This window comes from Enterobacter sp. JH25, assembly GCF_021725435.1.
Lineage (GTDB): Bacteria > Pseudomonadota > Gammaproteobacteria > Enterobacterales > Enterobacteriaceae > Enterobacter > Enterobacter intestinihominis.
Map to the genome: position 1 here is coordinate 834,014 of NZ_CP091319.1, position 23,706 is coordinate 857,719.

21 protein-coding genes are annotated in these 23,706 nt (G+C 53.4%); 15 read left to right on the forward strand and 6 right to left on the reverse strand.

The window, feature by feature from the left end; translation table 11 throughout:
• Positions 1 to 16 precede the first annotated feature (16 nt).
• Entirely contained in the window at positions 17 to 826 is an 810-nt protein-coding gene (btuF, locus tag L2Y28_RS03950) for a vitamin B12 ABC transporter substrate-binding protein BtuF (protein ID WP_022647099.1), read from the reverse strand.
• A complete protein-coding gene (gene mtnN, locus L2Y28_RS03955) occupies positions 819 to 1,517 on the reverse strand; it encodes a 5'-methylthioadenosine/S-adenosylhomocysteine nucleosidase (protein WP_003856223.1) in 699 nt (232 codons plus the stop codon). The genes btuF and mtnN overlap by 8 nt, the downstream gene beginning before the upstream one ends.
• Positions 1,518 to 1,599: 82 nt before the next feature.
• On the opposite strand from mtnN, the gene dgt reads away from it, so the two are divergent.
• From dgt to L2Y28_RS03970, 3 genes are all read left to right on the forward strand, one after another.
• A complete protein-coding gene (gene dgt, locus L2Y28_RS03960) occupies positions 1,600 to 3,114 on the forward strand; it encodes a dGTPase (protein ID WP_022647100.1) in 1,515 nt (504 codons plus the stop codon).
• Between the two features lie 132 nt (positions 3,115 to 3,246).
• On the forward strand, positions 3,247 to 4,680 hold the full coding sequence (gene degP, locus L2Y28_RS03965; protein ID WP_022647101.1) for a serine endoprotease DegP: 1,434 nt from the start codon (positions 3,247 to 3,249) through the stop codon (positions 4,678 to 4,680).
• 146 nt (positions 4,681 to 4,826) lie between these two features.
• A complete protein-coding gene (locus tag L2Y28_RS03970; RefSeq protein ID WP_003856217.1) occupies positions 4,827 to 5,984 on the forward strand; it encodes a CdaR family transcriptional regulator in 1,158 nt (385 codons plus the stop codon).
• Positions 5,985 to 6,073: 89 nt separating this feature from the next.
• Here L2Y28_RS03970 and L2Y28_RS03975 read toward each other — a convergent pair whose 3' ends face one another.
• From L2Y28_RS03975 to map, 4 genes are all read right to left on the reverse strand, one after another.
• The gene (locus tag L2Y28_RS03975) at positions 6,074 to 6,463 is read right to left on the reverse strand and encodes a DUF3461 family protein (RefSeq protein WP_022647102.1); all 390 of its coding nucleotides are present in this window, start codon (positions 6,461 to 6,463) and stop codon (positions 6,074 to 6,076) included.
• A 111-nt stretch (positions 6,464 to 6,574) separates the two neighbouring features.
• Positions 6,575 to 7,399 carry a 2,3,4,5-tetrahydropyridine-2,6-dicarboxylate N-succinyltransferase gene (dapD, locus tag L2Y28_RS03980; RefSeq protein ID WP_003856214.1) on the reverse strand — a complete coding sequence of 275 codons (825 nt, stop codon included), beginning with the start codon at positions 7,397 to 7,399 and terminating at the stop codon, positions 6,575 to 6,577.
• 32 nt (positions 7,400 to 7,431) lie between these two features.
• Positions 7,432 to 10,107 (reverse strand): bifunctional uridylyltransferase/uridylyl-removing protein GlnD, encoded by a 2,676-nt coding sequence (gene glnD, locus L2Y28_RS03985; protein WP_022647103.1) that lies wholly within the window; start codon positions 10,105 to 10,107, stop codon positions 7,432 to 7,434.
• 62 nt (positions 10,108 to 10,169) lie between these two features.
• Positions 10,170 to 10,964 (reverse strand): type I methionyl aminopeptidase, encoded by a 795-nt coding sequence (gene map, locus L2Y28_RS03990; RefSeq protein WP_022647104.1) that lies wholly within the window; start codon positions 10,962 to 10,964, stop codon positions 10,170 to 10,172.
• A 321-nt stretch (positions 10,965 to 11,285) separates the two neighbouring features.
• On the opposite strand from map, the gene rpsB reads away from it, so the two are divergent.
• The 12 genes from rpsB (at position 11,286) to fabZ (ending at position 23,706) form a co-directional block, all read left to right on the forward strand.
• Positions 11,286 to 12,011: a 30S ribosomal protein S2 gene (rpsB, locus tag L2Y28_RS03995; RefSeq protein ID WP_022647105.1), complete on the forward strand. Its 726-nt coding sequence runs from the start codon at positions 11,286 to 11,288 to the stop codon at positions 12,009 to 12,011.
• A 117-nt stretch (positions 12,012 to 12,128) separates the two neighbouring features.
• The gene (gene tsf / locus L2Y28_RS04000; protein WP_015572722.1) at positions 12,129 to 12,980 is read left to right on the forward strand and encodes a translation elongation factor Ts; all 852 of its coding nucleotides are present in this window, start codon (positions 12,129 to 12,131) and stop codon (positions 12,978 to 12,980) included.
• A 149-nt stretch (positions 12,981 to 13,129) separates the two neighbouring features.
• On the forward strand, positions 13,130 to 13,855 hold the full coding sequence (pyrH, locus tag L2Y28_RS04005; protein ID WP_008501910.1) for a UMP kinase: 726 nt from the start codon (positions 13,130 to 13,132) through the stop codon (positions 13,853 to 13,855).
• A gap of 167 nt (positions 13,856 to 14,022) precedes the next feature.
• A complete protein-coding gene (frr, locus tag L2Y28_RS04010) occupies positions 14,023 to 14,580 on the forward strand; it encodes a ribosome recycling factor (protein ID WP_003856180.1) in 558 nt (185 codons plus the stop codon).
• Positions 14,581 to 14,672: 92 nt separating this feature from the next.
• Positions 14,673 to 15,872 carry a 1-deoxy-D-xylulose-5-phosphate reductoisomerase gene (ispC, locus tag L2Y28_RS04015; protein ID WP_022647106.1) on the forward strand — a complete coding sequence of 400 codons (1,200 nt, stop codon included), beginning with the start codon at positions 14,673 to 14,675 and terminating at the stop codon, positions 15,870 to 15,872.
• A gap of 185 nt (positions 15,873 to 16,057) precedes the next feature.
• Entirely contained in the window at positions 16,058 to 16,816 is a 759-nt protein-coding gene (gene ispU / locus L2Y28_RS04020; RefSeq protein WP_003856176.1) for a (2E,6E)-farnesyl-diphosphate-specific ditrans,polycis-undecaprenyl-diphosphate synthase, read from the forward strand.
• Between the two features lie 12 nt (positions 16,817 to 16,828).
• Positions 16,829 to 17,686 (forward strand): phosphatidate cytidylyltransferase, encoded by an 858-nt coding sequence (gene cdsA / locus L2Y28_RS04025; protein WP_003856175.1) that lies wholly within the window; start codon positions 16,829 to 16,831, stop codon positions 17,684 to 17,686.
• Between the two features lie 11 nt (positions 17,687 to 17,697).
• Entirely contained in the window at positions 17,698 to 19,050 is a 1,353-nt protein-coding gene (gene rseP / locus L2Y28_RS04030) for a sigma E protease regulator RseP (protein WP_022647108.1), read from the forward strand.
• Positions 19,051 to 19,081: 31 nt separating this feature from the next.
• Positions 19,082 to 21,499 (forward strand): outer membrane protein assembly factor BamA, encoded by a 2,418-nt coding sequence (gene bamA, locus L2Y28_RS04035; protein ID WP_022647109.1) that lies wholly within the window; start codon positions 19,082 to 19,084, stop codon positions 21,497 to 21,499.
• A gap of 123 nt (positions 21,500 to 21,622) precedes the next feature.
• Positions 21,623 to 22,117 (forward strand): molecular chaperone Skp, encoded by a 495-nt coding sequence (gene skp / locus L2Y28_RS04040; RefSeq protein ID WP_006810039.1) that lies wholly within the window; start codon positions 21,623 to 21,625, stop codon positions 22,115 to 22,117.
• Positions 22,118 to 22,120: 3 nt separating this feature from the next.
• On the forward strand, positions 22,121 to 23,146 hold the full coding sequence (gene lpxD / locus L2Y28_RS04045; RefSeq protein WP_022647110.1) for a UDP-3-O-(3-hydroxymyristoyl)glucosamine N-acyltransferase: 1,026 nt from the start codon (positions 22,121 to 22,123) through the stop codon (positions 23,144 to 23,146).
• 104 nt (positions 23,147 to 23,250) lie between these two features.
• Complete coding sequence (gene fabZ, locus L2Y28_RS04050; protein WP_003856165.1) at positions 23,251 to 23,706, forward strand: 3-hydroxyacyl-ACP dehydratase FabZ; 456 nt, start codon at positions 23,251 to 23,253, stop codon at positions 23,704 to 23,706.

Consider the following 23,706-nt stretch of genomic DNA (forward strand, 5'->3'; position numbering starts at 1 on the left):
TCCTCGAATAGGGTATTTATCTGTTTGAGTGACTCTCTGCCAGTTCGGCGCAGAGTTGTTTTGCGGCGAGGATAATACGCGGGCTGGCGCGTTCAAACCAGTCGCTGTTGAGTGCGATGACCGGAATTTTAAGCTGCCGATGCCAGAATTGTTCTATTTTAGGAATCTCGCTCGCATTTCCGACCACCACAATGGCCTGCGGTTGTCGCGCCAGAACCTGCTCACGACTGACCTGCGGCCAGGGGACCCGGCTTTCGGCAAAGATATTTTCACCTCCACAGATCTCAAGCACCTGGTTCTGGATCGAACCTTTCCCGGTAGTGAACAGCGGCTGGCTGCCAAATTGCAGAAAAACGCGTTGTTTCGGTTGCGTGCCGTATCGGGTTTTTAGCGCAGCATAGTCGTTGAGCATCTGCTGTGCAGCGTGCTCGGCGCGTTGGGGGGTAGGGCTGAAGGGCGCGAGGTCCCGGAGGGTTTGCGCCACCTGTTCGATGCTCACCGCATCTACCCATTTTACCGTTATTCCCAGCGAAGAGAGCTGGTTCACCTGTCGTTCGGCATTACCACCGCGCCAGGCAAGAACCAGATCGGGCTTCAGCGCCACGATGCGTTCCAGGTTCATTCCCTGCCAGGTGGCAACCTGTTCGATTTGGGCGGCCTGCGGTGGATAATCGGAAAAGCTGCTCACCGCAACGGGCGTAATCCCGGCGGCAAACGCCAGTTCCGTATTGGCAGGGGAGAGTGTGATCACCCGCGGCGCGGCGATGAGCCAGGCCGGGGCGAGCAGAAGCAGGGCGACCAGCGCCCTGAATGACACCTTACCCACGCGCCAGTTTCTGCACCAGGGTTTCCACCATCACGGTGGACTGTTTGGCCGCAACGGCCAGGAACTCGTCGAAGCTGATGTGGGACTGCTGGTCCGCCACGTCAGAGATCGCGCGAACAACCACGAACGGCACGCTGAAGTTATGGCACACGTGCGCAATGGCCGTGGCTTCCATCTCAACGGCCACAGCCTGCGGGAAGTTATGACGGATTTTCGCCAGACCAACAGAGCCGTTGATAAAGGCATCGCCGCTGACGATCAGGCCACGCACCGCATTGAGGTTCAGCTCGTTAATGCAGCTTTCAGCGGCGGCAATCAGCTTATCATCCGCTTTAAACCCGGCCGGGCAGCCCGGAAGCTGACCATATTCGTAGCCGAATGCGGTGACATCTGCATCGTGGTAACGCGCTTCGTCGGAAACCACGATATCGCCCACTTTCAGCGTCGGCGCCAGACCGCCCGCCGAACCTGTATTAATGATAACGTCAGGCTTGCAGCGCTCAAGCAGCAGGGTCGCGCCCAGTGCCGCTGCAACTTTACCGATGCCTGATTTCAGCAGAGCCACGTCAACGCCGTTCAGCTGGCCGGTGTAGATCTCACAGCCACCAAGGGAGAGGGTCTGACGGTTCTCAATTTTGTCACGCAGTAGCGTAACTTCTTCTTCCATTGCACCAATAATGCCGATTTTCATAGATTTACTCGCGATGTGCCTTGTTAAGATGCATAGTCTATCATGCGGTTAAGGGGAAACGCATTCTCACGCGGGGGAGCACATGGCACCAATCGATTTTCGCACCAAAATTAACTGGCACCGACGTTTCCGTTCGCCACAGGGCGATAAGAGCGAACATGAGATCCTGCGCATTTTTGAAAGCGATCGCGGACGCATCATCAATTCGCCCGCCATCCGCCGGTTACAGCAAAAAACCCAGGTGTTCCCGCTGGAGCGTAACGCCGCGGTGCGTACGCGGTTAACGCACTCCATGGAAGTGCAGCAGGTGGGGCGCTACATTGCAAAAGAGATCCTCAGCCGTCTTAAAGAGCAACGTCTGCTGGAAACCTACGGGCTGGATGAACTGACCGGGCCGTTCGAAAGCATCGTTGAGATGGCCTGCCTGATGCACGATATCGGCAATCCTCCCTTTGGTCATTTCGGCGAGGCCGCCATCAATGACTGGTTTAAACAGCGGCTTTTTCCCTCTGACGCCATAAGCCAGCCGCTCAGCGATGACCGCTGTGTGGTACGCGATTTACGCCTGCGTGAGGGCGAAGATAGCCTGAACGATCTGCGCCGCAAGGTGCGTCAGGATCTGTGTCATTTCGAAGGTAACGCGCAGGGGATCCGTCTGGTGCACTCCCTGATGCGCATGAATCTGACCTGGGCGCAGGTGGGCTGTATTCTTAAATACACGCGTCCCGCGTGGTGGATGGGGGAAACGCCTGCCACCCATAGCTACCTGATGAAAAAACCGGGCTATTACCTGTCGGAAGAAGCGTACATTGAACGGTTGCGTAAAGAACTTTCGCTAAAGCCGAATGGCCGTTTTCCATTGACGTGGATTATGGAAGCGGCTGATGACATTTCTTATTGCGTGGCCGATCTGGAAGACGCAGTGGAAAAAAGAATATTCAGCGTCGAGGAGCTGTATCAGCATCTTCACGATGCCTGGGGAGAGCATGAAAAAGGTTCTCTGTTTGCACAGGTCGTCGAGAATGCCTGGGATAAATCGCGTTCAAATTCGCTGAGCCGCAGTACCGAAGATCAGTTCTTTATGTATTTGCGGGTCAATACGCTGAATAAACTGGTGCCGTATGCGGCCGCCCGTTTCATTGATAATTTGCCGATGATATTTAGCGGGGAATTTAATCACGCCCTGCTGGAAGATGAGAGCAGTTTTAGTCAGCTGCTTGAATTATATAAAAACGTGGCTGTTCGCCATGTTTTCAGCCACCCGGATGTCGAACAGCTGGAGCTGCAAGGATACCGGGTTATCAGCGGTTTGCTGGAAATTTATGGCCCGCTGCTCCAGCTGACGGTCGATGAGTTTTGCGAGCTGGTCGAAAATGAACGTGTTCGCCGCCTGCCGATTGAATCTCGTCTCTATCAGAAGCTTTCAACCCGTCACCGGCTGGCATACATTGAGGCCGTCAGTAAAATAGATCGTCATTCTTCCCAATGGCCAGTCATGGAATATTATTATCGCTGTCGTCTTATCCAGGACTATATCAGCGGGATGACAGATTTGTATGCCTGGGATGAATACCGCAAGCTTATGGCCGTTGAATAAGCCATGAGTTTTGTAAAGACGACCAATAAATTTTTACTTTTTCCATAAACTTAATCCCGGAACTAAGCGGTATAAAACGAATCTGAGTTACACAGCAATTTTGCGTTATCTGGTAAATCGAGATTGAGAAACATGAAAAAAACCACATTAGCAATGAGTGCACTGGCTCTGAGTTTAGGTTTAGCGTTGTCCCCTCTGGCGACGGCGGCCGAGACAGCTTCCTCGGCAGCGACTGCGCAGCAGATGCCAAGCCTGGCCCCGATGCTCGAAAAAGTGATGCCATCGGTGGTGAGTATTAACGTTGAGGGCAGCACAACCGTCAATACGCCGCGTATGCCGCGTAATTTCCAGCAGTTCTTCGGCGACAATTCGCCATTCTGCCAGGACGGTTCGCCATTCCAGAGCTCCCCGTTCTGTCAGGGCGGCGGCGCAGGGGATGACGGTCAGGGCGGCGGCCAGCAGCAGAAATTCATGGCACTCGGCTCGGGCGTTATTATTGATGCAGCGAAAGGCTACGTGGTGACCAATAACCACGTGGTAGATAATGCTAACACCATTAAGGTTCAGATGAGCGATGGCCGTAAATTCGATGCCAAAGTGGTCGGTAAAGACCCGCGCTCCGATATCGCACTGATTCAAATTCAGGATCCGAAGAACCTGACGGCGATTAAGCTTGCCGACTCTGACGCGCTGCGCGTGGGTGACTACACTGTCGCCATCGGTAACCCGTTTGGTCTGGGCGAAACCGTGACCTCGGGTATCGTCTCCGCGCTGGGACGTAGCGGCCTGAATGCGGAAAACTATGAAAACTTCATCCAGACGGATGCGGCCATTAACCGCGGTAACTCCGGCGGTGCGCTGGTTAACCTGAACGGTGAACTGATCGGTATCAACACCGCTATCCTGGCACCGGACGGTGGCAACATCGGTATCGGCTTTGCTATCCCGAGCAACATGGTGAAAAACCTGACTGCGCAGATGGTGCAATATGGACAGGTGAAACGCGGTGAGCTGGGTATCATGGGGACCGAGCTGAACTCCGAGCTGGCGAAAGCGATGAAAGTGGACGCTCAGCGCGGCGCATTCGTGAGCCAGGTCATGCCGAACTCTTCAGCGGCGAAAGCCGGCATTAAAGCGGGTGACGTGATCACCTCTCTGAACGGTAAACCGATCAGCAGCTTTGCCGCCCTGCGTGCGGAAGTGGGTTCTATGCCAATCGGCAGTAAAGTGACCCTCGGCCTGCTGCGTGAAGGTAAGCCAGTTAACGTGAGCCTGGAACTGCAACAGAGCAGTCAGAATCAGGTGGATTCCAGCACCATCTTCAGCGGTATTGAAGGTGCTGAGATGAGCAACAAAGGGGCAGATAAAGGCGTGGTGGTGAACAACGTGAAAGCGAACTCACCTGCTGCCCGTATCGGCCTGAAAAAAGGTGATGTGATCATGGGCGCTAACCAGCAGCCGGTGAAAAACATCGCTGAACTGCGCAAAATTCTCGACAGCAAGCCGTCCGTGCTGGCACTGAATATTCAGCGTGGTGATACCTCTATTTATCTCCTGATGCAGTAATCTTCTTAAGCCCCTGTTCGCAGGGGCTTTCTCTTTTCTGTGACCTTTCCCACAACTCCATACATCTCTCTCTGCCTTTGGGCATCTGCACAATGCAGCCTTAGCTGAACTTCCCTATGCTTGAGCTCTGCTCACGGGAGGGTTATATGGCTGGCTGGCATCTTGATACCAAAATGGCGCAGGATATCGTGGCGCGCACCATGCGAATCATCGATACCAATATCAACGTAATGGACGCCCGAGGGCGCATTATCGGCAGCGGCGATCGTGAGCGTATTGGTGAATTGCACGAAGGGGCGTTGCTGGTGCTCTCTCAGGGGCGCGTGGTCGACATTGATGACGCCGTGGCGAAACATCTGCACGGGGTCCGTCAGGGGATCAACCTGCCGCTGCGTCTGGAAGGAGAGATTGTTGGCGTTATCGGTCTGACCGGCGATCCTGAATCGCTGCGTAAATACGGCGAGCTGGTCTGCATGACGGCGGAGATGATGCTGGAGCAGTCGCGTCTGATGCACCTGCTCGCCCAGGACAGCCGCCTGCGTGAAGAGCTGGTGATGAATTTGATCCAGGCGGAGGAGCACACGCCTGCCCTGAGCGAGTGGGCGCAGCGTCTGGGTATCGACCTGAATCAGCCGCGCGTGGTCGCCGTTATTGAGGTGGATAGCGGCCAGCTTGGTGTGGACAGCGCCATGGTGGAGCTACAGCAGCTGCAAAATATGCTGGCGACGCCGGAGCGTAACAACCTGGTGGCAATCGTCTCTTTGACGGAAATGGTGGTGCTCAAGCCTGCGCTTAATCAGTTTGGCCGCTGGGACGCGGAAGATCATCGTCGCCGCGTTGAGCTGCTCATCGAGCGCATGAAGGAGAACGGACAGCTCCGTTTTCGCGTCGCGCTGGGAAATTACTTTACCGGGCCGGGAAGTATCGCCCGTTCATGGCGAACGGCGCGCACTACCATGATGGTGGGTAAACAGCGCATGCCGGAGAGCCGCAGTTATTTCTATCAGGATCTGATGCTGCCGGTTCTGCTCGACAGCCTGCGCGGTGGCTGGCAGGCCAACGAGCTGGCGCGCCCGCTGGTGCGTCTGAAAGCGATGGACAACAACGGGCTGCTGCGCCGCACGTTGCAGGCGTGGTTCCGGCATAACGTGCAGCCGCTGGCAACGTCAAAAGCGCTGTTTATTCACCGTAATACGCTGGAGTATAGGCTAAACCGGATCTCGGAACTGACGGGGCTGGATTTAGGGAATTTTGACGACCGGCTACTGCTGTATGTGGCGTTGCAGCTGGATGAACAAAGATGATGCTTTTTGCCGGGTGGCGGCTTCGCTTTACCCGGCCTACATGCGTTCGTAGGCCCGGTAAGCGAAGCGCCACCGGGCAATAAAACGGCTCATTTGTTACGCGTCAATTTCTCAAGATCAGCTTCAATTTCGCTGATCTTATGGGTAACAACACTTTCCAGGTGACGCAGGTCGTCAAGGATCTTACGTTTCAGATCGACTTCGCTGCGATCGCGCTGGCAGATTTGATCGAGTTCGTCGATAACGTAGCGCAGGTTAGGGCTGATTTCCTGTACTTCTTTATATCCCTGACCGATACCGTCAGCGACAACGGTCTTACGCTGGCGAGGGTATTTAAACTTCACGCTTTTGGCGAAGAACTCTCCTTTGTCCTTGTGAAAATAGATTTTCAAAATATCGTTATTGGCTTCCTGGCGGAGACTATAACGATCAATTTCATCAGGATTGGTAATGCCCAGACTTTTCAGATTATCGTACATAGCGGTACCCTTGATCTCAACATAACCTATGAATAATTAACGAAAAAATCTATTTTCGCCACCTTCGGATATAAAAAAAGCGGGGTTGCCCCCGCTTTTTGTTATACCCGATTAATCGATGGTGCGCAGCAGTTCATTGATGCCCACTTTACCGCGCGTTTTCGCGTCCACTTTTTTCACGATGACCGCGCAATACAGGCTGTATTTGCCATCTTTAGACGGCAGGTTGCCGGAAACCACAACGGAACCAGCTGGAACGCGGCCGTAGTGAATTTCACCGGTTTCGCGATCGTAAATACGGGTGCTCTGGCCAATATAAACGCCCATGGAGATCACAGAACCTTCTTCGACGATCACGCCTTCAACCACTTCGGAACGTGCGCCGATGAAGCAGTTGTCTTCGATGATGGTTGGGTTAGCCTGAAGTGGCTCCAGAACGCCACCGATGCCCACACCGCCGGACAGGTGAACGTTTTTACCGATCTGCGCGCAGGAGCCGACGGTAGCCCAGGTGTCCACCATGGTGCCTTCGTCAACGTAGGCGCCGATGTTCACGTAGGATGGCATCAGCACGGTGTTGCGTGCGATGAAGGCACCCTGACGAACGGCCGCGGGTGGTACTACGCGGAAGCCCTCTTTCTGGAAGCGCGCTTCGTCGTAATCCGCAAATTTCATTGGCACTTTATCGAAGTAGCGGCTTTCTGCTCCGTCGATAACCTGGTTATCGTTGATACGGAAAGAGAGCAGCACAGCTTTCTTCAGCCATTGATGAGTAACCCACTGACCGTCGATTTTTTCTGCCACGCGCAGCGCGCCGGAATCCAGCAGGGAAATAACCTGGTTTACCGCTTCACGGGTCACGGTATCCACATTTGCCGGAGTGATGTCGGCGCGACGCTCAAAAGCGGACTCAATAACGTTCTGTAACTGCTGCATTGTTTACTCTTTCCTTTTCACTAAAAAACACGTCACCTTTTATCGTTTGGATTGAGGGCTGCTGTCAACCGTTGTTGCACTTCAAGTTGCAGGTCATTATTAAGGGCACGCCGGTCGGCCGTCGCGATTATAAATAAATCTTCTACTCGTTCGCCAATGGTTGTAATTCGGGCGCCGTGAAGCGAAATTCCCAGATCGGCAAAAACCTGACCGACGCGGGCTAGCAGCCCTGGCTGGTCGAGCGCAATCAGCTCAAGGAACGATTTACGGTCGGTATGGGTCGGCAGGAAATTGACCTCGGTATCGACGGTAAAGTGGCGCAGTTTTGCTGGCTGACGTCGCGGCTGCGGAGGTTGCCAGCTGCGCTGCGTAATCGCCTGCTCGAGGCCAAAGCGTATCCCCTCATGCCTGTCCGACGACAGCGGGCTGCCATCCGGCTCCAGTACAATAAAGGTGTCCATCGCCATGCCGTCGCGGGTGGTAAAAATCTGCGCGTCGTGAACGCTCAGGTTACGCCTGTCCAGTTCGGCGCAGACCGCCGCAAACAAATAAGGCCGGTCCGGGCTCCAGATAAAGATCTCCGTTCCGCCACGCGTGGCCTGCGGGCTGAGCAGAATCATTGGTTTCGTCAGGTCGTGCTTCAGCAGATGCCGGGCGTGCCAGGCAAGCTGGTTTGGGCTGTGGCGCACAAAGTAGTTGGCGCGACAGCGCGCCCAAATCTGATGTAGTGCCTCTTCGTTAATGTTATCCATGCGCAACAGGGCAAGCGCCTGCAACTGGTGGTGGCGCACGCGCTCGCGCATATCCGGGGTGTTCTGCATCCCGCGACGCAGCTGTTTTTCGGTGGCGAAGTACAGTTCGCGCAGCAGGCTCTGCTTCCAGCTGTTCCACAGGGTTTCGTTGGTAGCGCAGATATCGGCTACCGTCAGGCAGACCAGGTAGCGCAGGCGGTTCTCCGTTTGCACTTCCTCGGCGAACTGTTTGATCACTTCCGGATCCTGAATATCACGACGCTGAGCGGTAACCGACATCAGCAGATGATGGCGAACCAGCCAGGCAATAAGCTGCGTCTCACGTGAGTTCAGGCCGTGCAGCTCGGCAAATTTCAGCACGTCCTGGGCACCGAGTACGGAGTGGTCGCCGCCGCGACCTTTGGCGATATCATGGAACAGGGCGGCGATCAGGATCAGCTCCGGGTGCGCCAGACGTGGCCACAGATCAACGCACAGCGGATGGCGGGATCGCGTCTCTTCTTTAGCGAAGCTTTCCAGCTTCAGCATGACGCGGATTGTGTGCTCATCTACCGTATAGGCGTGAAACAGGTCGAACTGCATCTGCCCGACAATATGCGACCACTGGGGCATATAGGCCCACAATACGCTGTGACGGTGCATCGGCAGCAGACCGCGGCTGACGGCGCCCGGATGACGAAGCATGCTCAGGAACAGCGAGCGCGCCTCCGGGATGTAACACAGCGGCTGCTTCAGATGGCGTCGTGCATGGCGCAGATGACGCAGGGTGGTGGAGTAGATCCCGGTGATCGTGCTGTTGCGCACCATGGTGTAGAACATTCGCAGGATCGCTTCCGGTTCGCGAATGAACAACGTTTCGTCGCGCAGATCGATAAGCGTGCCGCGCAGCTGAAATTCGTCATCAATCGGACGCGGTTTTTCGTCTGCCGTCAGCGCGAGGATCGCCTCATCGAACAGCTGTAACAGCATCTGGTTTAGCTCAGAGACGCGGCGGGTGACGCGGAAGAAATCCTTCATCATTTGCTCGACCGGCTCGTTGCCCTCGCCCTGGTAATTCAGGCGCTGCGCCACGCTGAGCTGTCGGTCAAACAGCAGGCGGTTATCGTAGCGGGTGACTTCCAGGTGCAGCGCAAAACGGATGCGCCAGAGCAGATGCAGGCACTCGTTGAGTTCGTTACGTTCGGCTTCGGTCAGAAAACCAAAACCGACCATTTCGTCCAGCGAGGTGGCCCCAAAATGGCGACGGGCGACCCATTGCAGCGTGTGGATATCGCGCAGGCCACCGGGGCTGCTTTTAATATCTGGTTCGAGATTATAGCTGGTGCCGTGATAGCGCTGGTGGCGCTGGTTTTGTTCTTCGACTTTCGCGGCGAAGAATTTTTCTGAAGGCCAGAAGCCGTCGCTAAAGATGTGCTTTTGCAGTTCGAGGAACAGCGCCACGTCGCCAATCAGCAGGCGGGTTTCAATTAAATTGGTGGCGACGGTCAGGTCAGATAACCCTTCCAGCAGACACTCTTCCAGCGTGCGCACGCTGTGACCCACTTCCAGCTTCACGTCCCAGAGCAGGGTCAACAGCTCACCGATTTTCTGCGCCCGATCGTCCGGCAGTTTTTTACGGCTTAAGATTAGCAGGTCGATATCAGAGAGCGGATGCAGTTCACCCCGGCCATATCCGCCGACAGCAACCAGCGCGACGTCGCTCACCTGCCCGAAACCGTAGTCGATCCACAGACGTTGCAGGAGCTGATCGATAAATTCGGTGCGCGCTTCAATGAGCTGTTCGGCTGAGACGCCTGCATCAAATGCGCTACCCAGCCAGCGATGGAAAACCGCCATATGGGATTTGATATGCGCGCAGGTCAGCTCATGCGGTGGCCAGACGCCCGGGTTATCAGGCTGGTCGTGGAGGGTGGGAAGTGCTGTGTTAGCATACTGTTCGGGTAAGAGATTACTCATCGTGCGCCACCCATAAGAAAAAGCTATCGCCATTAAAAAAGCCGGCATTCGCCGGCTTCTTATCACTCAATGTTCGTCAGTATCGCCGGGATGGTGTCATCCTTGCGCAACGTCATAATTTCGCAGCCGTTGTCTGTAACCACAATAGTATGCTCGTACTGGGCAGACAAGCTTCTGTCTTTGGTTTTTACCGTCCAGCCATCTTTCATGGTACGGATGCGGTAATCGCCCGCGTTGACCATTGGCTCAATAGTGAAGGTCATGCCCTTTTGCAGCACTACGCCACCGTCGTCTGCATCATAGTGCAGAACTTGCGGTTCTTCATGGAACACACGACCAATACCGTGACCGCAATATTCACGCACCACGGAGAAACCTTCCGCTTCCACAAACTTCTGGATTGCGGCGCCGATGGTGCGCAGGCGGATGCCTGGCTTCACCATTTTCAGCGCCAGGTAGAGGCTGTCCTGGGTGACTTTACACAGGCGCTCGCCCAGAATCGTTGGCTTGCCAACGATGAACATCTTAGAGGTGTCACCGTGGTAGTCGTCTTTAATGACGGTCACGTCGATGTTGACGATATCGCCATCTTTCAGCAGCTTCTCATCATCCGGAATGCCGTGGCAAACCACTTCATTAATAGAGATGCAGACGGATTTTGGAAAACCGTGATAGCCAAGGCAGGCGGAGACCGCGTGCTGCTCGTTGACGATATAGTCGTTACAGATGCGATCCAGTTCGCCAGTGCTGACGCCCGGTTTCACAAACGGTTCGATCATTTCCAGCACGTCAGCGGCCAGACGACCGGCGACGCGCATCTTTTCAATTTCTTCAGGTGTCTTAATAGAGATAGCCATGTAATCTGTCCATCGGTGTCGATTTTTTCGACAATACTAGTGTAAGTGTTGTCAATGGTATCAGTCAGGCGCACCCCGTGCCAAATTGAGAATCATTAACAGCACACTCCGCCAACAATTATTGGTTTCTGGCCGTGTTTTGTGATATAAAGCGCGCCGGACTTCCGATCCATCTCAGATACACAGGCTGGACGGGAGCGACAAATCTCACTTTGTGTAACAACACACACGTATCGGCACATATTCCGGGGTGCCCTTCGGGGTCGGTAATATGGGATACGTGGAGGCATAACCCCAACTTTCAATATAGAGGTTTTAAACATGGCAACTGTTTCCATGCGCGACATGCTCAAGGCTGGTGTTCACTTCGGTCACCAGACCCGTTACTGGAACCCGAAAATGAAGCCTTTCATCTTCGGCGCACGTAACAAAGTTCACATCATCAACCTTGAGAAGACTGTACCAATGTTCAACGAAGCCCTGGCTGAGCTGAGCAAGATCTCTTCCCGTAAAGGTAAGATTCTGTTCGTTGGTACTAAGCGCGCTGCAAGCGAAGCTGTGAAAGATGCTGCTAACAGCTGCGACCAGTTCTTCGTGAACCATCGCTGGTTGGGCGGCATGCTGACCAACTGGAAAACTGTTCGTCAGTCCATCAAGCGCCTGAAAGATCTGGAAACCCAGTCTCAGGACGGTACTTTCGATAAGCTGACTAAAAAAGAAGCGCTGATGCGCACTCGTGAACTGGACAAGCTGGAAAACAGCCTGGGCGGTATCAAAGATATGGGCGGCCTGCCAGACGCGCTGTTCGTAATCGATGCAGACCACGAGCACATCGCAATCAAAGAAGCTAACAACCTGGGTATCCCGGTATTCGCTATCGTTGATACCAACTCCGATCCGGACGGTGTTGACTTCGTTATCCCGGGTAACGACGACGCAATCCGTGCTGTTAGCCTGTACCTGAGCGCTGTAGCTGCTACCGTTCGTGAAGGCCGTTCCCAGGATCTGGCTTCTCAGGCGGAAGAAAGCTTCGTAGAAGCTGAATAATAAGGTTTTACCCCTTATTAGTACCGTGTATGAATAGGGGCCCATTATCGGCCCCTTTTTTCAATTTATACTGTTTGGCTCCCGGCCGGGCAGTTCACATCTCCCGAGGATTTAAGAATGGCTGAAATTACCGCATCCCTGGTAAAAGAGCTGCGTGAGCGTACTGGCGCAGGCATGATGGATTGCAAAAAAGCGCTGACCGAAGCGAACGGCGACATCGAGCTGGCAATCGAAAACATGCGTAAATCCGGTGCGATCAAAGCAGCTAAGAAAGCAGGCAACGTTGCTGCTGACGGCGTGATCATCACCAAAATCGACGGCAACTACGGCATCATTCTGGAAGTTAACTGCCAGACTGACTTCGTTGCTAAAGATGCTGGTTTCCAGGCATTTGCTAACAAAGTTCTGGACGCAGCGGTTGCAGGCAAAATCACTGACGTTGAAGTGCTGAAAGCACAGTTCGAAGAAGAGCGTGTTGCGCTGGTTGCTAAAATCGGTGAGAACATCAACATCCGTCGCGTATCTTCCCTGGAAGGCGATGTTCTGGGCTCTTACCAGCACGGCGCGCGTATCGGTGTTCTGGTTGCGGCTAAAGGCGCTGACGAAGAGCTGGTTAAACAGCTGGCAATGCACATCGCTGCAAGCAAACCAGAATTCGTTAAGCCAGAAGACGTGTCTGCTGAAGTGGTAGAGAAAGAGTACCAGGTTCAGCTGGACATCGCGATGCAGTCTGGTAAGCCAAAAGAAATCGCAGAGAAAATGGTTGAAGGCCGCATGAAGAAATTCACCGGCGAAGTTTCTCTGACTGGCCAGCCTTTCGTAATGGATCCAAGCAAGTCTGTTGCTCAGCTGCTGAAAGAGCACAACGCTGACGTGACTGGCTTCATCCGCTTCGAAGTGGGCGAAGGCATCGAGAAAGTTGAGACTGACTTCGCAGCAGAAGTTGCTGCCATGTCCAAGCAGTCTTAATGATTGAAAAGGAGCCGCCTGAGGGCGGCTTCTTTTTGTCACCCGTCTCACGAAATCAGACAGGCTCCAGTATCGCTGTGCTGATTTGCGACATATCATGTCGCCAGAATTAACCCCATCTTAATCGTTGACAGTCTCAGGAAAGAAACATGGCTACCAATGCAAAACCCGTGTACAAACGCATTCTGCTTAAGCTGAGTGGCGAAGCGCTGCAAGGATCGGAAGGCTTCGGTATTGACGCAAGCATCCTTGATCGCATGGCACAGGAAATCAAAGAACTGGTCGAACTGGGTATTCAGGTTGGCGTGGTCATTGGCGGTGGCAACCTTTTCCGTGGTGCTGGTCTGGCGAAAGCGGGGATGAACCGCGTAGTGGGCGACCACATGGGGATGCTGGCAACCGTGATGAATGGCCTGGCGATGCGTGATGCGCTTCATCGCGCCTATGTGAACGCTCGCCTGATGTCCGCTATTCCTTTGAATGGCGTATGCGATAACTACAGCTGGGCAGAGGCTATCAGCCTGCTGCGCAACAACCGCGTGGTGATCCTCTCCGCCGGTACGGGTAACCCGTTCTTTACCACCGATTCCGCAGCCTGCCTGCGCGGTATCGAAATCGAAGCCGATGTGGTGCTGAAAGCGACCAAAGTAGATGGCGTGTTTACTGCCGACCCGGCAAAAGATCCTTCCGCGACCATGTACGATCAGCTGAGCTACAGCGAAGTGCTGGATAAAGAGCTGAAAGTGATGGATCTTGCCGCCTTCACGCTGGCTCGCGACCATAAACTGCCGATCCGTGTTTTCAACATGAACAAGCCTGGCGCGCTGCGTCGCGTCGTGATGGGCGAAAAAGAAGGCACTTTGATCACGGAATAATTTCCGTCGGCGATAAATACAGGTAAGATTCCGCTTTACTTTGTAGTGGTATCTTACCTGGACGCGCCTTTGGCGCTGTCATGAATTAAACGCGACTATACTTAGCACACCTGTAGCGCTGTGCTGGCGGATAGTCTGCCTGAGACAAGTTTTCAAGGATTCGTATCGTGATTAACGACATCAGAAAAGATGCTGAAGTACGCATGGACAAATGCGTAGAAGCGTTCAAAAACCAAATCAGCAAAATCCGTACTGGCCGTGCTTCCCCAAGCCTGCTGGATGGCATCATCGTAGAATACTACGGTACGCCTACGCCACTGCGTCAGCTGGCGAGCGTGACGGTAGAAGATACCCGTACCCTGAAAATCAACGTGTTCGATCGCTCAATGAGCCCGGCCGTTGAAAAAGCGATCATGGCATCAGACCTGGGCCTGAACCCAAGCTCAGCGGGCGCGGATATTCGCGTTCCACTGCCTCCGCTGACGGAAGAGCGTCGTAAAGACCTGATCAAAGTCGTACGTGGTGAAGCAGAGCAGGGTCGCGTTTCCGTGCGTAACGTGCGTCGCGATGCGAACGATAAAGTGAAAGCCCTGCTGAAAGAAAAAGAGATCAGCGAAGACGACGATCGTCGCTCTCAGGACGACATTCAGAAAATGACCGACGCGGCGATCAAGAAAATTGATGCGGCGCTGGCAGAAAAAGAAGCGGAACTGATGCAGTTCTGATTTTCGCTATACACTGATAAACGCCGTTCAGAAGGACATTGAGTCTTGCTGGCGGCGTTTTGCTTTTATCTGGTCTAACTTTTGGGCATCTCATGAAGCATCTCACTCTCCTCGGCTCGACCGGCTCTATCGGTTGCAGCACTCTCGACGTCGTACGTCATAATCCCGACAGCTACACCGTGACCGCACTTGTGGCCGGAAAAAACGTGCAGCGAATGGTCGAACAGTGCATGGAGTTTACCCCTCGTTTTGCGGTGATGGATGATGAAGAGAGCGCCCGCCAGGTGAAAGCGCTGTTGCAGGAGAAGGGCTGTCGTACCGAAGTGCTCAGCGGGCAACAGGCGGCTTGCGATATGGCCTCGCTTGATGAAGTTGATCAGGTAATGGCGGCAATCGTCGGGGCGGCGGGTCTTCTGCCGACGCTTGCCGCTATTGATTCGGGAAAAGATGTTCTGCTTGCAAATAAAGAGTCGCTGGTCACCTGCGGACGCCTCTTTATGGAGGCGGTAAAACAGCGTGGGGCGCGTCTTTTGCCGGTCGATAGCGAGCACAACGCGATTTTTCAGAGTTTACCCCAACCTTTTCAACAAAACCTGGGGTACGCTGACCTGGAGCAGAATGGCGTTGTGTCGATTCTGCTTACCGGGTCTGGTGGCCCGTTCCGTGAAACGCCACTGTCTGAATTGAGCGCAATGACGCCGGATCAGGCGTGTCGTCATCCGAATTGGTCAATGGGGCGTAAGATCTCCGTCGATTCGGCCACCATGATGAACAAAGGTCTGGAATACATTGAAGCTCGCTGGCTGTTCAATGCGTCGGCGAAACAGATGGAAGTGCTGATCCACCCGCAGTCGGTGATTCACTCGATGGTGCGCTATCAGGACGGCAGCGTGCTGGCCCAGTTGGGCGAGCCGGATATGCGTACGCCTATTGCTCATACGATGGCGTGGCCAAACCGCGTAAAATCGGGCGTTAAGCCTCTCGATTTTTGCAAGCTGAGTTCACTGACGTTTAGCGAGCCTGATTACGACCGTTATCCCTGCCTGAAACTGGCGATGACGGCCTTCGATCAGGGGCAGGCGGCGACAACGGCGCTTAATGCAGCCAATGAAGTGACCGTTGAAGCATTCCTGAATCAGCAGATCCGCTTTACTGATATCGCCGCGTTGAATTTATCCGTGCTGGAGATGATGGATTTGCGTGAGCCGCAGAGTGTGGAAGAGGTGCTGGCCGTGGATGAACAGGCACGTATTGTTGCGCGTAAACAGGTGACACGTCTCGCAAGCTGGTGATAAAGCAAGCACTAGTCGTCGTGCTATTTGTTAGCGTTGGGCTTCAGTGATATAGTCTGCGCCACCTGATCGCAGGTATTTGGCTTTAAGTGGTCAGGTAAGCCGTGGTATGACACGGCTTTTTTATGTATAGGCTTCAGTATTCCTGTGTACCGTTAAATCCTTTCAGGGACTAAAAACGCGTTATGTTGTCTGCGAATCAACCAATAAGCGAAAACTTGCCAGCACATGGCTGTCGCCATGTTGCAATCATCATGGATGGCAATGGCCGCTGGGCGAAAAGACAAGGGAAGATACGAGCCTTTGGGCATAAAGCCGGGGCGAAATCTGTTCGCCGCGCCGTTTCTTTTGCCGCCAATAACGGCATTGATGCGTTAACGCTCTATGCTTTTAGCAGTGAAAACTGGAATCGACCTGCGCAAGAAGTGACTGCGTTGATGGAACTGTTCGTGTGGGCGCTCGATAGTGAAGTAAAAAGCCTGCACCGCCACAACGTCCGCTTGCGTATTATTGGCGAAACCAGTCGTTTTAACTCACGTTTGCAGGAACGGATTCGCAAAGCTGAAGCGCTGACGGAAAATAATACCGGCCTGACGCTCAATATCGCGGCGAATTACGGCGGACGCTGGGATATTATCCAGGGGGTTCGGCATTTGGCTGAGCAGGTTCAGGAAGGGCTGTTAAGACCCGACCAGATTGATGAAGAGGCGCTGAGTCAGCAAATCTGCATGAATGAACTGGCTCCCGTGGATTTGGTTATAAGGACAGGGGGGGAGCATCGCATAAGTAACTTTTTGCTGTGGCAAATTGCCTACGCTGAACTTTACTTTACGGATGTTCTTTGGCCAGATTTTGATGAACAAGACTTTGAAGGTGCGCTGCATGCCTTTGCCAATCGAGAGCGTCGTTTCGGCGGCACCGAGCCTGGTGGCGATAACGCCTGATGGGGGTAGCTTTTGCTGAAGTATCGCCTGATTTCCGCTTTTGTATTAATACCCGTCGTTATCGCAGCGCTGTTTTTACTGCCTCCGGTGGGATTCGCTATTGTTACGTTGGTGGTGTGTATGCTCGCCGCGTGGGAATGGGGGCAGCTTAGCGGCTTTACCTCGCGCACTCAGCGGGTATGGCTGGCGGTACTCTGTGGTTTTTTACTGGCCCTGATGCTGTATACCTTGCCTGAATATCATCACGATGTTCACCAGCCGCTGGTTGCCGGATCCTTATGGATATCGCTGGCCTGGTGGATTGCTGCGCTTGTTTTAGTGCTTTTCTACCCGGGCTCTGCGGCGATCTGGCGTAACTCTAAAGTGTTGCGCCTTATTTTTGGTCTGCTCACGATTGTTCCGTTCTTCTGGGGTATGGTTGCGCTGCGCGCCTGGCACTATGACGAAAACCACTACAGCGGGGCAATATGGCTGCTTTATGTGATGATTCTCGTCTGGGGGGCTGACTCCGGAGCCTATATGTTTGGTAAACTGTTTGGCAAACATAAACTGGCGCCAAAGGTTTCTCCGGGCAAAACCTGGCAAGGTTTCATCGGCGGCCTGTTTACGGCAGCGATTATCTCCTGGGGCTATGGCGTCTGGGCGAATCTTGAGGTTGCCCCCTCCACGCTGCTGGTATGTTCGATTTTCGCGGCGCTGGCATCGGTACTGGGTGATTTAACCGAGAGCATGTTTAAGCGTGAAGCAGGGATTAAGGACAGTGGTCACCTGATTCCAGGACATGGCGGAATACTGGATCGCATTGACAGCCTTACCGCGGCTGTTCCCGTATTTGCTTGCCTGCTTTTACTGGTGTTTGGGACGATATAACGGAAGGTTTTATGCTGAGCATTCTCTGGAATCTGGCGGCGTTCATTGTTGCATTGGGTGTACTGATTACCGTGCATGAATTTGGCCATTTCTGGGTTGCCCGGCGCTGTGGTGTGCGAGTAGAGCGATTCTCGATTGGCTTTGGCAAATCGCTCTGGAAGCGCACCGATAAGCATGGCACCGAGTTTGTCATTGCTCTGATCCCCTTGGGCGGCTATGTCAAAATGCTCGACGAACGCGTTGAGCCTGTCGCCCCGGAACTTCGACATAGCGCGTTCAACAATAAAACTGTTGGCCAACGTGCTGCCATCATCGCTGCCGGACCGGTAGCCAATTTCATCTTCGCTATCTTCGCCTACTGGCTGGTGTTTATTATCGGCGTGCCTGGCGTACGCCCGGTTGTGGGTGAAATCACCACGGGTTCCATTGCGGCAACGGCGCAAATTACACCGGGAATGGAACTTAAAGCGATTGATGGTATCGAAACCCCTGATTGGGATGCCGTGAGGTTACAACTGGTTGCGAAAATCGGTGATGAGCAGACAACCGTCAGCGTATCGCCTTTTGGTTCCGACCAGCGGCAGGAAAAAGTGCTGGATTTACGCCACTGGCGCTTTGAGCCAGACAAAGAGGATCCAGTCGCTACACTGGGGATTCGCCCGCGCAGCGCGCAGATCGAGCCGGTGTTAGCCGAAGTACAGTCTAATTCGGCAGCGAGTAAAGCAGGTTTACAAGCGGGTGACAGGATCGTTAAAGTCGATGGTCAGCCATTAACACAATGGATGACCTTTGTTACTCTGGTGCGCGATAATCCAGGCAAGCCGCTCGCGCTGGAAGTGGAAAGGCAGGGGAGTTCGCTCTCACTGACCCTCACCCCGGATACCAAATCGGGCGGCGGTAAGGCGGAAGGGTTTGCCGGCGTTGTGCCGAAAGTGATCCCACTGCCAGATGAGTACAAGACAATACGCCAGTATGGGCCGTTTAGCGCCATCGTTGAGGCCACGGATAAAACATGGCAGCTGATGAAGCTTACGGTCAACATGTTGGGGAAATTGATAACCGGTGATGTGAAACTGAACAACCTCAGTGGGCCAATTTCGATTGCTCAGGGGGCTGGGATGTCAGCGGAGTTCGGGGTGATTTACTATCTCATGTTCCTTGCGCTGATTAGCGTGAACCTGGGGATAATCAACCTGTTCCCGCTTCCCGTATTAGATGGGGGCCATCTGCTGTTTTTAGCGATTGAAAAGCTAAAAGGCGGACCGGTATCCGAGCGAGTTCAAGACTTTAGTTATCGCATTGGCTCGATTTTGCTGGTGCTGTTAATGGGGCTTGCACTTTTCAATGATTTCTCTCGGTTGTAAGAGAGTTAGTTAGGAAGAACGCATAATAACGATGGCGATGAAAAAGTTGCTCATAGCGTCGCTGCTGTTTAGCAGCGCGACCGTATACGGTGCTGACGGGTTCGTAGTGAAAGATATTCATTTCGAAGGCCTTCAGCGTGTCGCCGTTGGTGCGGCCCTCCTCAGTATGCCTGTGCGCCCCGGCGATACGGTTAATGATGAAGATATCAGTAACACCATCCGTGCTCTGTTTGCCACTGGCAACTTTGAGGACGTCCGCGTCCTGCGCGATGGTGATACGCTGGTGGTTCAGGTAAAAGAACGTCCAACGATTGCCAGCATCACTTTCTCCGGCAACAAGTCGGTGAAAGATGACATGCTTAAGCAGAACCTTGAGGCATCGGGTGTTCGTGTGGGGGAATCTCTGGACCGCACAACCCTTGCAGACATTGAAAAAGGTCTGGAAGATTTCTATTACAGCGTCGGTAAATACAGCGCGAGCGTTAAAGCGGTTGTTACACCGCTGCCACGTAACCGTGTTGACCTGAAACTGGTCTTCCAGGAAGGTGTTTCTGCGAAGATCCAGCAGATCAACATCGTGGGTAACCACGCGTTCAGCACCGACGAATTGATCTCCAACTTCCAGCTGCGTGACGAAGTGCCGTGGTGGAACGTGGTAGGCGATCGTAAATACCAGAAACAGAAACTGGCGGGTGACCTTGAAACCCTGCGCAGCTACTATCTGGATCGCGGTTACGCCCGTTTCAACATCGATTCAACTCAGGTGAGTCTGACTCCGGACAAGAAAGGTATCTACATTACCGTTAACATCACAGAAGGCGATAAATACACGCTTTCAGGTGTTGAAGTCAGCGGCAACCTGGCAGGACATTCTGCTGAAATTGAATCTCTGACCAAAATTCAGCCGGGCGATCTGTATAGCGGATCTAAAGTCACCAAAATGGAAGACAGCATTAAGAAGCTGCTCGGCCGTTATGGTTATGCGTATCCGCGTGTGCAAACGCAGCCGGAAATTAACGACGCGGATAAGACTGTTAAGCTTCACGTTAACGTTGATGCGGGCAACCGTTTCTACGTGCGTAAAATCCGCTTCGAAGGTAACGATACCTCTAAAGACTCCGTTCTGCGCCGTGAAATGCGCCAGATGGAAGGGGCATGGCTGGGAAGCGATCTGGTCGACCAGGGTAAAGAGCGTCTGAACCGTCTGGGCTACTTCGAAACGGTCGATACCGATACTCAGCGTGTACCAGGTCGTCCGGATCAGGTGGATGTTGTTTATAAAGTTAAAGAACGTAATACCGGTAGTTTCAACTTCGGTATTGGTTACGGTACTGAAAGTGGCGTGAGCTTCCAGGTCGGCGTTCAGCAGGATAACTGGCTGGGTACGGGTTACTCTGTCGGTATCAACGGGACGAAAAACGACTACCAGACCTACTCTGAGTTCTCCGTTACCAACCCATACTTCACCGTGGACGGTGTAAGCCTGGGTGGTCGTATCTTCTATAACGACTTTAAAGCAGACGACGCGGACCTCTCCTCGTATACCAACAAGAGTTACGGTCTGGATGGTACGCTCGGCTTCCCGGTTAACGAATACAACACCCTGCGTGCAGGTTTAGGGTACGTGCATAACGACCTGTCTAACATGCAACCGCAGGTGGCGATGTGGCGTTACCTGGACTCCATCGGTCAGTCTGCAAGTACGTCCAGCGATGACAACGGTTTCGCCGCGGATGACTTCACCTTCAACTACGGTTGGACCTACAACCGTCTTGACCGTGGCTACTTCCCGACGGAAGGTTCACGCGTTAACCTGAACGGTAAGGTGACGATCCCGGGCTCGGATAACGAGTTCTACAAGGTCACGCTGGATACGGCGTCCTACTTCCCAATTGATGACGACCACAAGTGGGTCGTACTGGGTCGTACCCGCTGGGGCTATGGTGACGGTATCGGAAGCAAAGAGCTGCCGTTCTATGAGAACTTCTACGCCGGTGGTTCAAGCACCGTTCGTGGCTTCCAGTCCAATAACATTGGTCCGAAAGCGGTTTACTACGGCGGTAATGACGAAGATAACTGCGCAAGCCGCGATTCAAAACAAGTCTGTAGCTCTGATGATGCGGTAGGCGGTAACGCCATGGCTGTGGCGAGCCTCGAGTTCATCACGCCGACGCCGTTTATCAGTGATAAGTACGCGAACTCTGTCCGTACCTCCTTCTTTATGGATGCAGGTACGGTGTGGGATACCAACTGGGAGAATACCGCCCAGATGCGTGCAGCGGGCGTTCCGGACTACAGCGATCCGGGCAACATTCGCATGTCCGCAGGTATCGCATTACAATGGATGTCACCGCTGGGGCCGTTGGTCTTCTCCTACGCCCAGCCGTTCAAGAAATACGATGGAGACAAAGCGGAGCAGTTCCAGTTTAACATTGGTAAAACCTGGTAATAATCCGCTGCAATGGAATGCGTTGGCAGTGTAGCGCTGACAACCGGCGATCGGTAAAACGGTCGCCTTGCCACGCAAAGAACGGCACCCCTCGGGTGCCAATGGGATGGTAAGGAGTTAATTGTGAAAAAGTGGTTATTAGCTGCAGGTCTCGGTTTAGCGATGGCAACTTCTGCTCAGGCAGCGGACAAAATTGCAATCGTCAACATGGGTAATTTGTTCCAGCAGGTTGCACAGAAAACGGGCGTTTCTGCAACGCTGGAAAACGAATTCAAAGGCCGTGCGAGCGAACTGCAACGTATGGAAGGTGATCTTCAGTCCAAGATGCAGCGTTTACAGCGTGATGGTTCTACCATGAAAGCGAGCGAGCGCAGCAAACTGGAAAAAGACGTCATGTCTCAGCGCCAGACCTTCTCTCAGAAAGCGCAGGCTTTCGAGCAGGATCGTCAGCGTCGTTCTAACGAAGAGCGTGGCAAGCTGGTGACGCGTATTCAGTCTGCCGTTAAAGCAGTAGCAGCCGATCAGAGCATCGATCTGGTTGTTGATGCGAACGCCGTTGCATTCAACAGCAGCGATGTTAAAGACATCACCGCTGATGTTCTGAAACAGGTTAAATAAGTAATGCCTTCAATTCGACTGGCTGATTTAGCTCAGCAGTTGGATGCAGAATTACACGGTGATGGCGATATCGTCATCACCGCTGTTGCGTCCATGCAATCTGCTAAAGCAGGCACTATTACCTTCATGGTAAGCCCTAAGTACCGTGAACACCTGGCTCAGTGCCAGGCGTCTGCCGTTGTTCTGACGCAGGACGATCTTCCGTTTGCCACTAACGCTGCACTGGTAGTGAAAAATCCCTACCTGACCTATGCACGCATGGCCCAAATTCTTGATACCACGCCGCAGCCGGCGCAGAACATTGCAGCCAGCGCTGCGATTGATCCAACGGCTCAGCTGGGTAACAACGTGGCAGTCGGCGCAAACGCCGTTATCGAATCCGGCGTTGTGCTGGGTGATAACGTGGTGATTGGGCCAGGCTGCTTTGTTGGAAAAAATACGAAAATTGGCGCAGGGACTCGTCTGTGGGCCAATGTTTCTGTCTACCATGAGGTTGAGATTGGCGAGAATTGCCTCGTACAGTCCAGCACGGTGATTGGTTCTGACGGATTCGGTTACGCCAACGATCGGGGTAACTGGGTTAAGATCCCGCAGCTGGGTCGCGTGATTATCGGCGATCGCGTTGAGATCGGCGCTTGCACAACCATTGACCGTGGTGCACTTGACGACACCATTATTGGTAACGGTGTTATCATAGACAACCAGTGCCAGATTGCACATAACGTTGTGATTGGCGACAATACCGCAGTTGCGGGTGGTGTTATCATGGCAGGCAGCCTGAAAATAGGCCGTTACTGCATGATAGGCGGTGCCAGCGTGATCAATGGCCATATGGAAATATGCGACAAAGTCACGGTGACGGGGATGGGTATGGTGATGCGTCCCATCACTGAGCCCGGCGTTTATTCCTCCGGTATCCCGCTGCAACCGAACAAGGTATGGCGTAAAACAGCTGCACTGGTGATGAATATTGATGATATGAGCAAGCGACTCAAAGCGATTGAGCGCAAAATCGATCAACAAGACTAAGCGTTCATCCGTTTAACGCTAAATTTCCCGGCCTGTCGGCTTTGTTTATAAACCGGCAGGCCGTGTTATTATTGCTACTTAGTACATTTGACAGGAAGAGTATTTTGACTACTGACACTCATACTCTGCATATTGAAGAGATTTTAGAACTTCTGCCGCACCGCTACCCGTTTTTACTGGTAGACCGTGTGCTGGATTTTGAAGAAGGTCGTTTTCTGCGCGCAGTGAAAAATGTCTCCGTTAACGAGCCATTCTTCCAGGGGCACTTCCCTGGTAAACCTATCTTCCCGGGTGTGTTGATCCTGGAAGCGATGGCACAGGCTACCGGTATTCTGGCGTTTAAAAGCGTAGGTAAACTGGAGCCGGGTGAACTCTATTACTTCGCGGGTATCGATGAAGCGCGCTTCAAGCGTCCGGTCGTGCCTGGTGATCAAATGATCATGGAAGTCACTTTTGAAAAAACGCGTCGCGGCCTGACTCGCTTCAAAGGCGTAGCTATGGTTGACGGCAAAGTTGTTTGCGAAGCGACAATGATGTGTGCGCGTAGCCGGGAGGCCTGA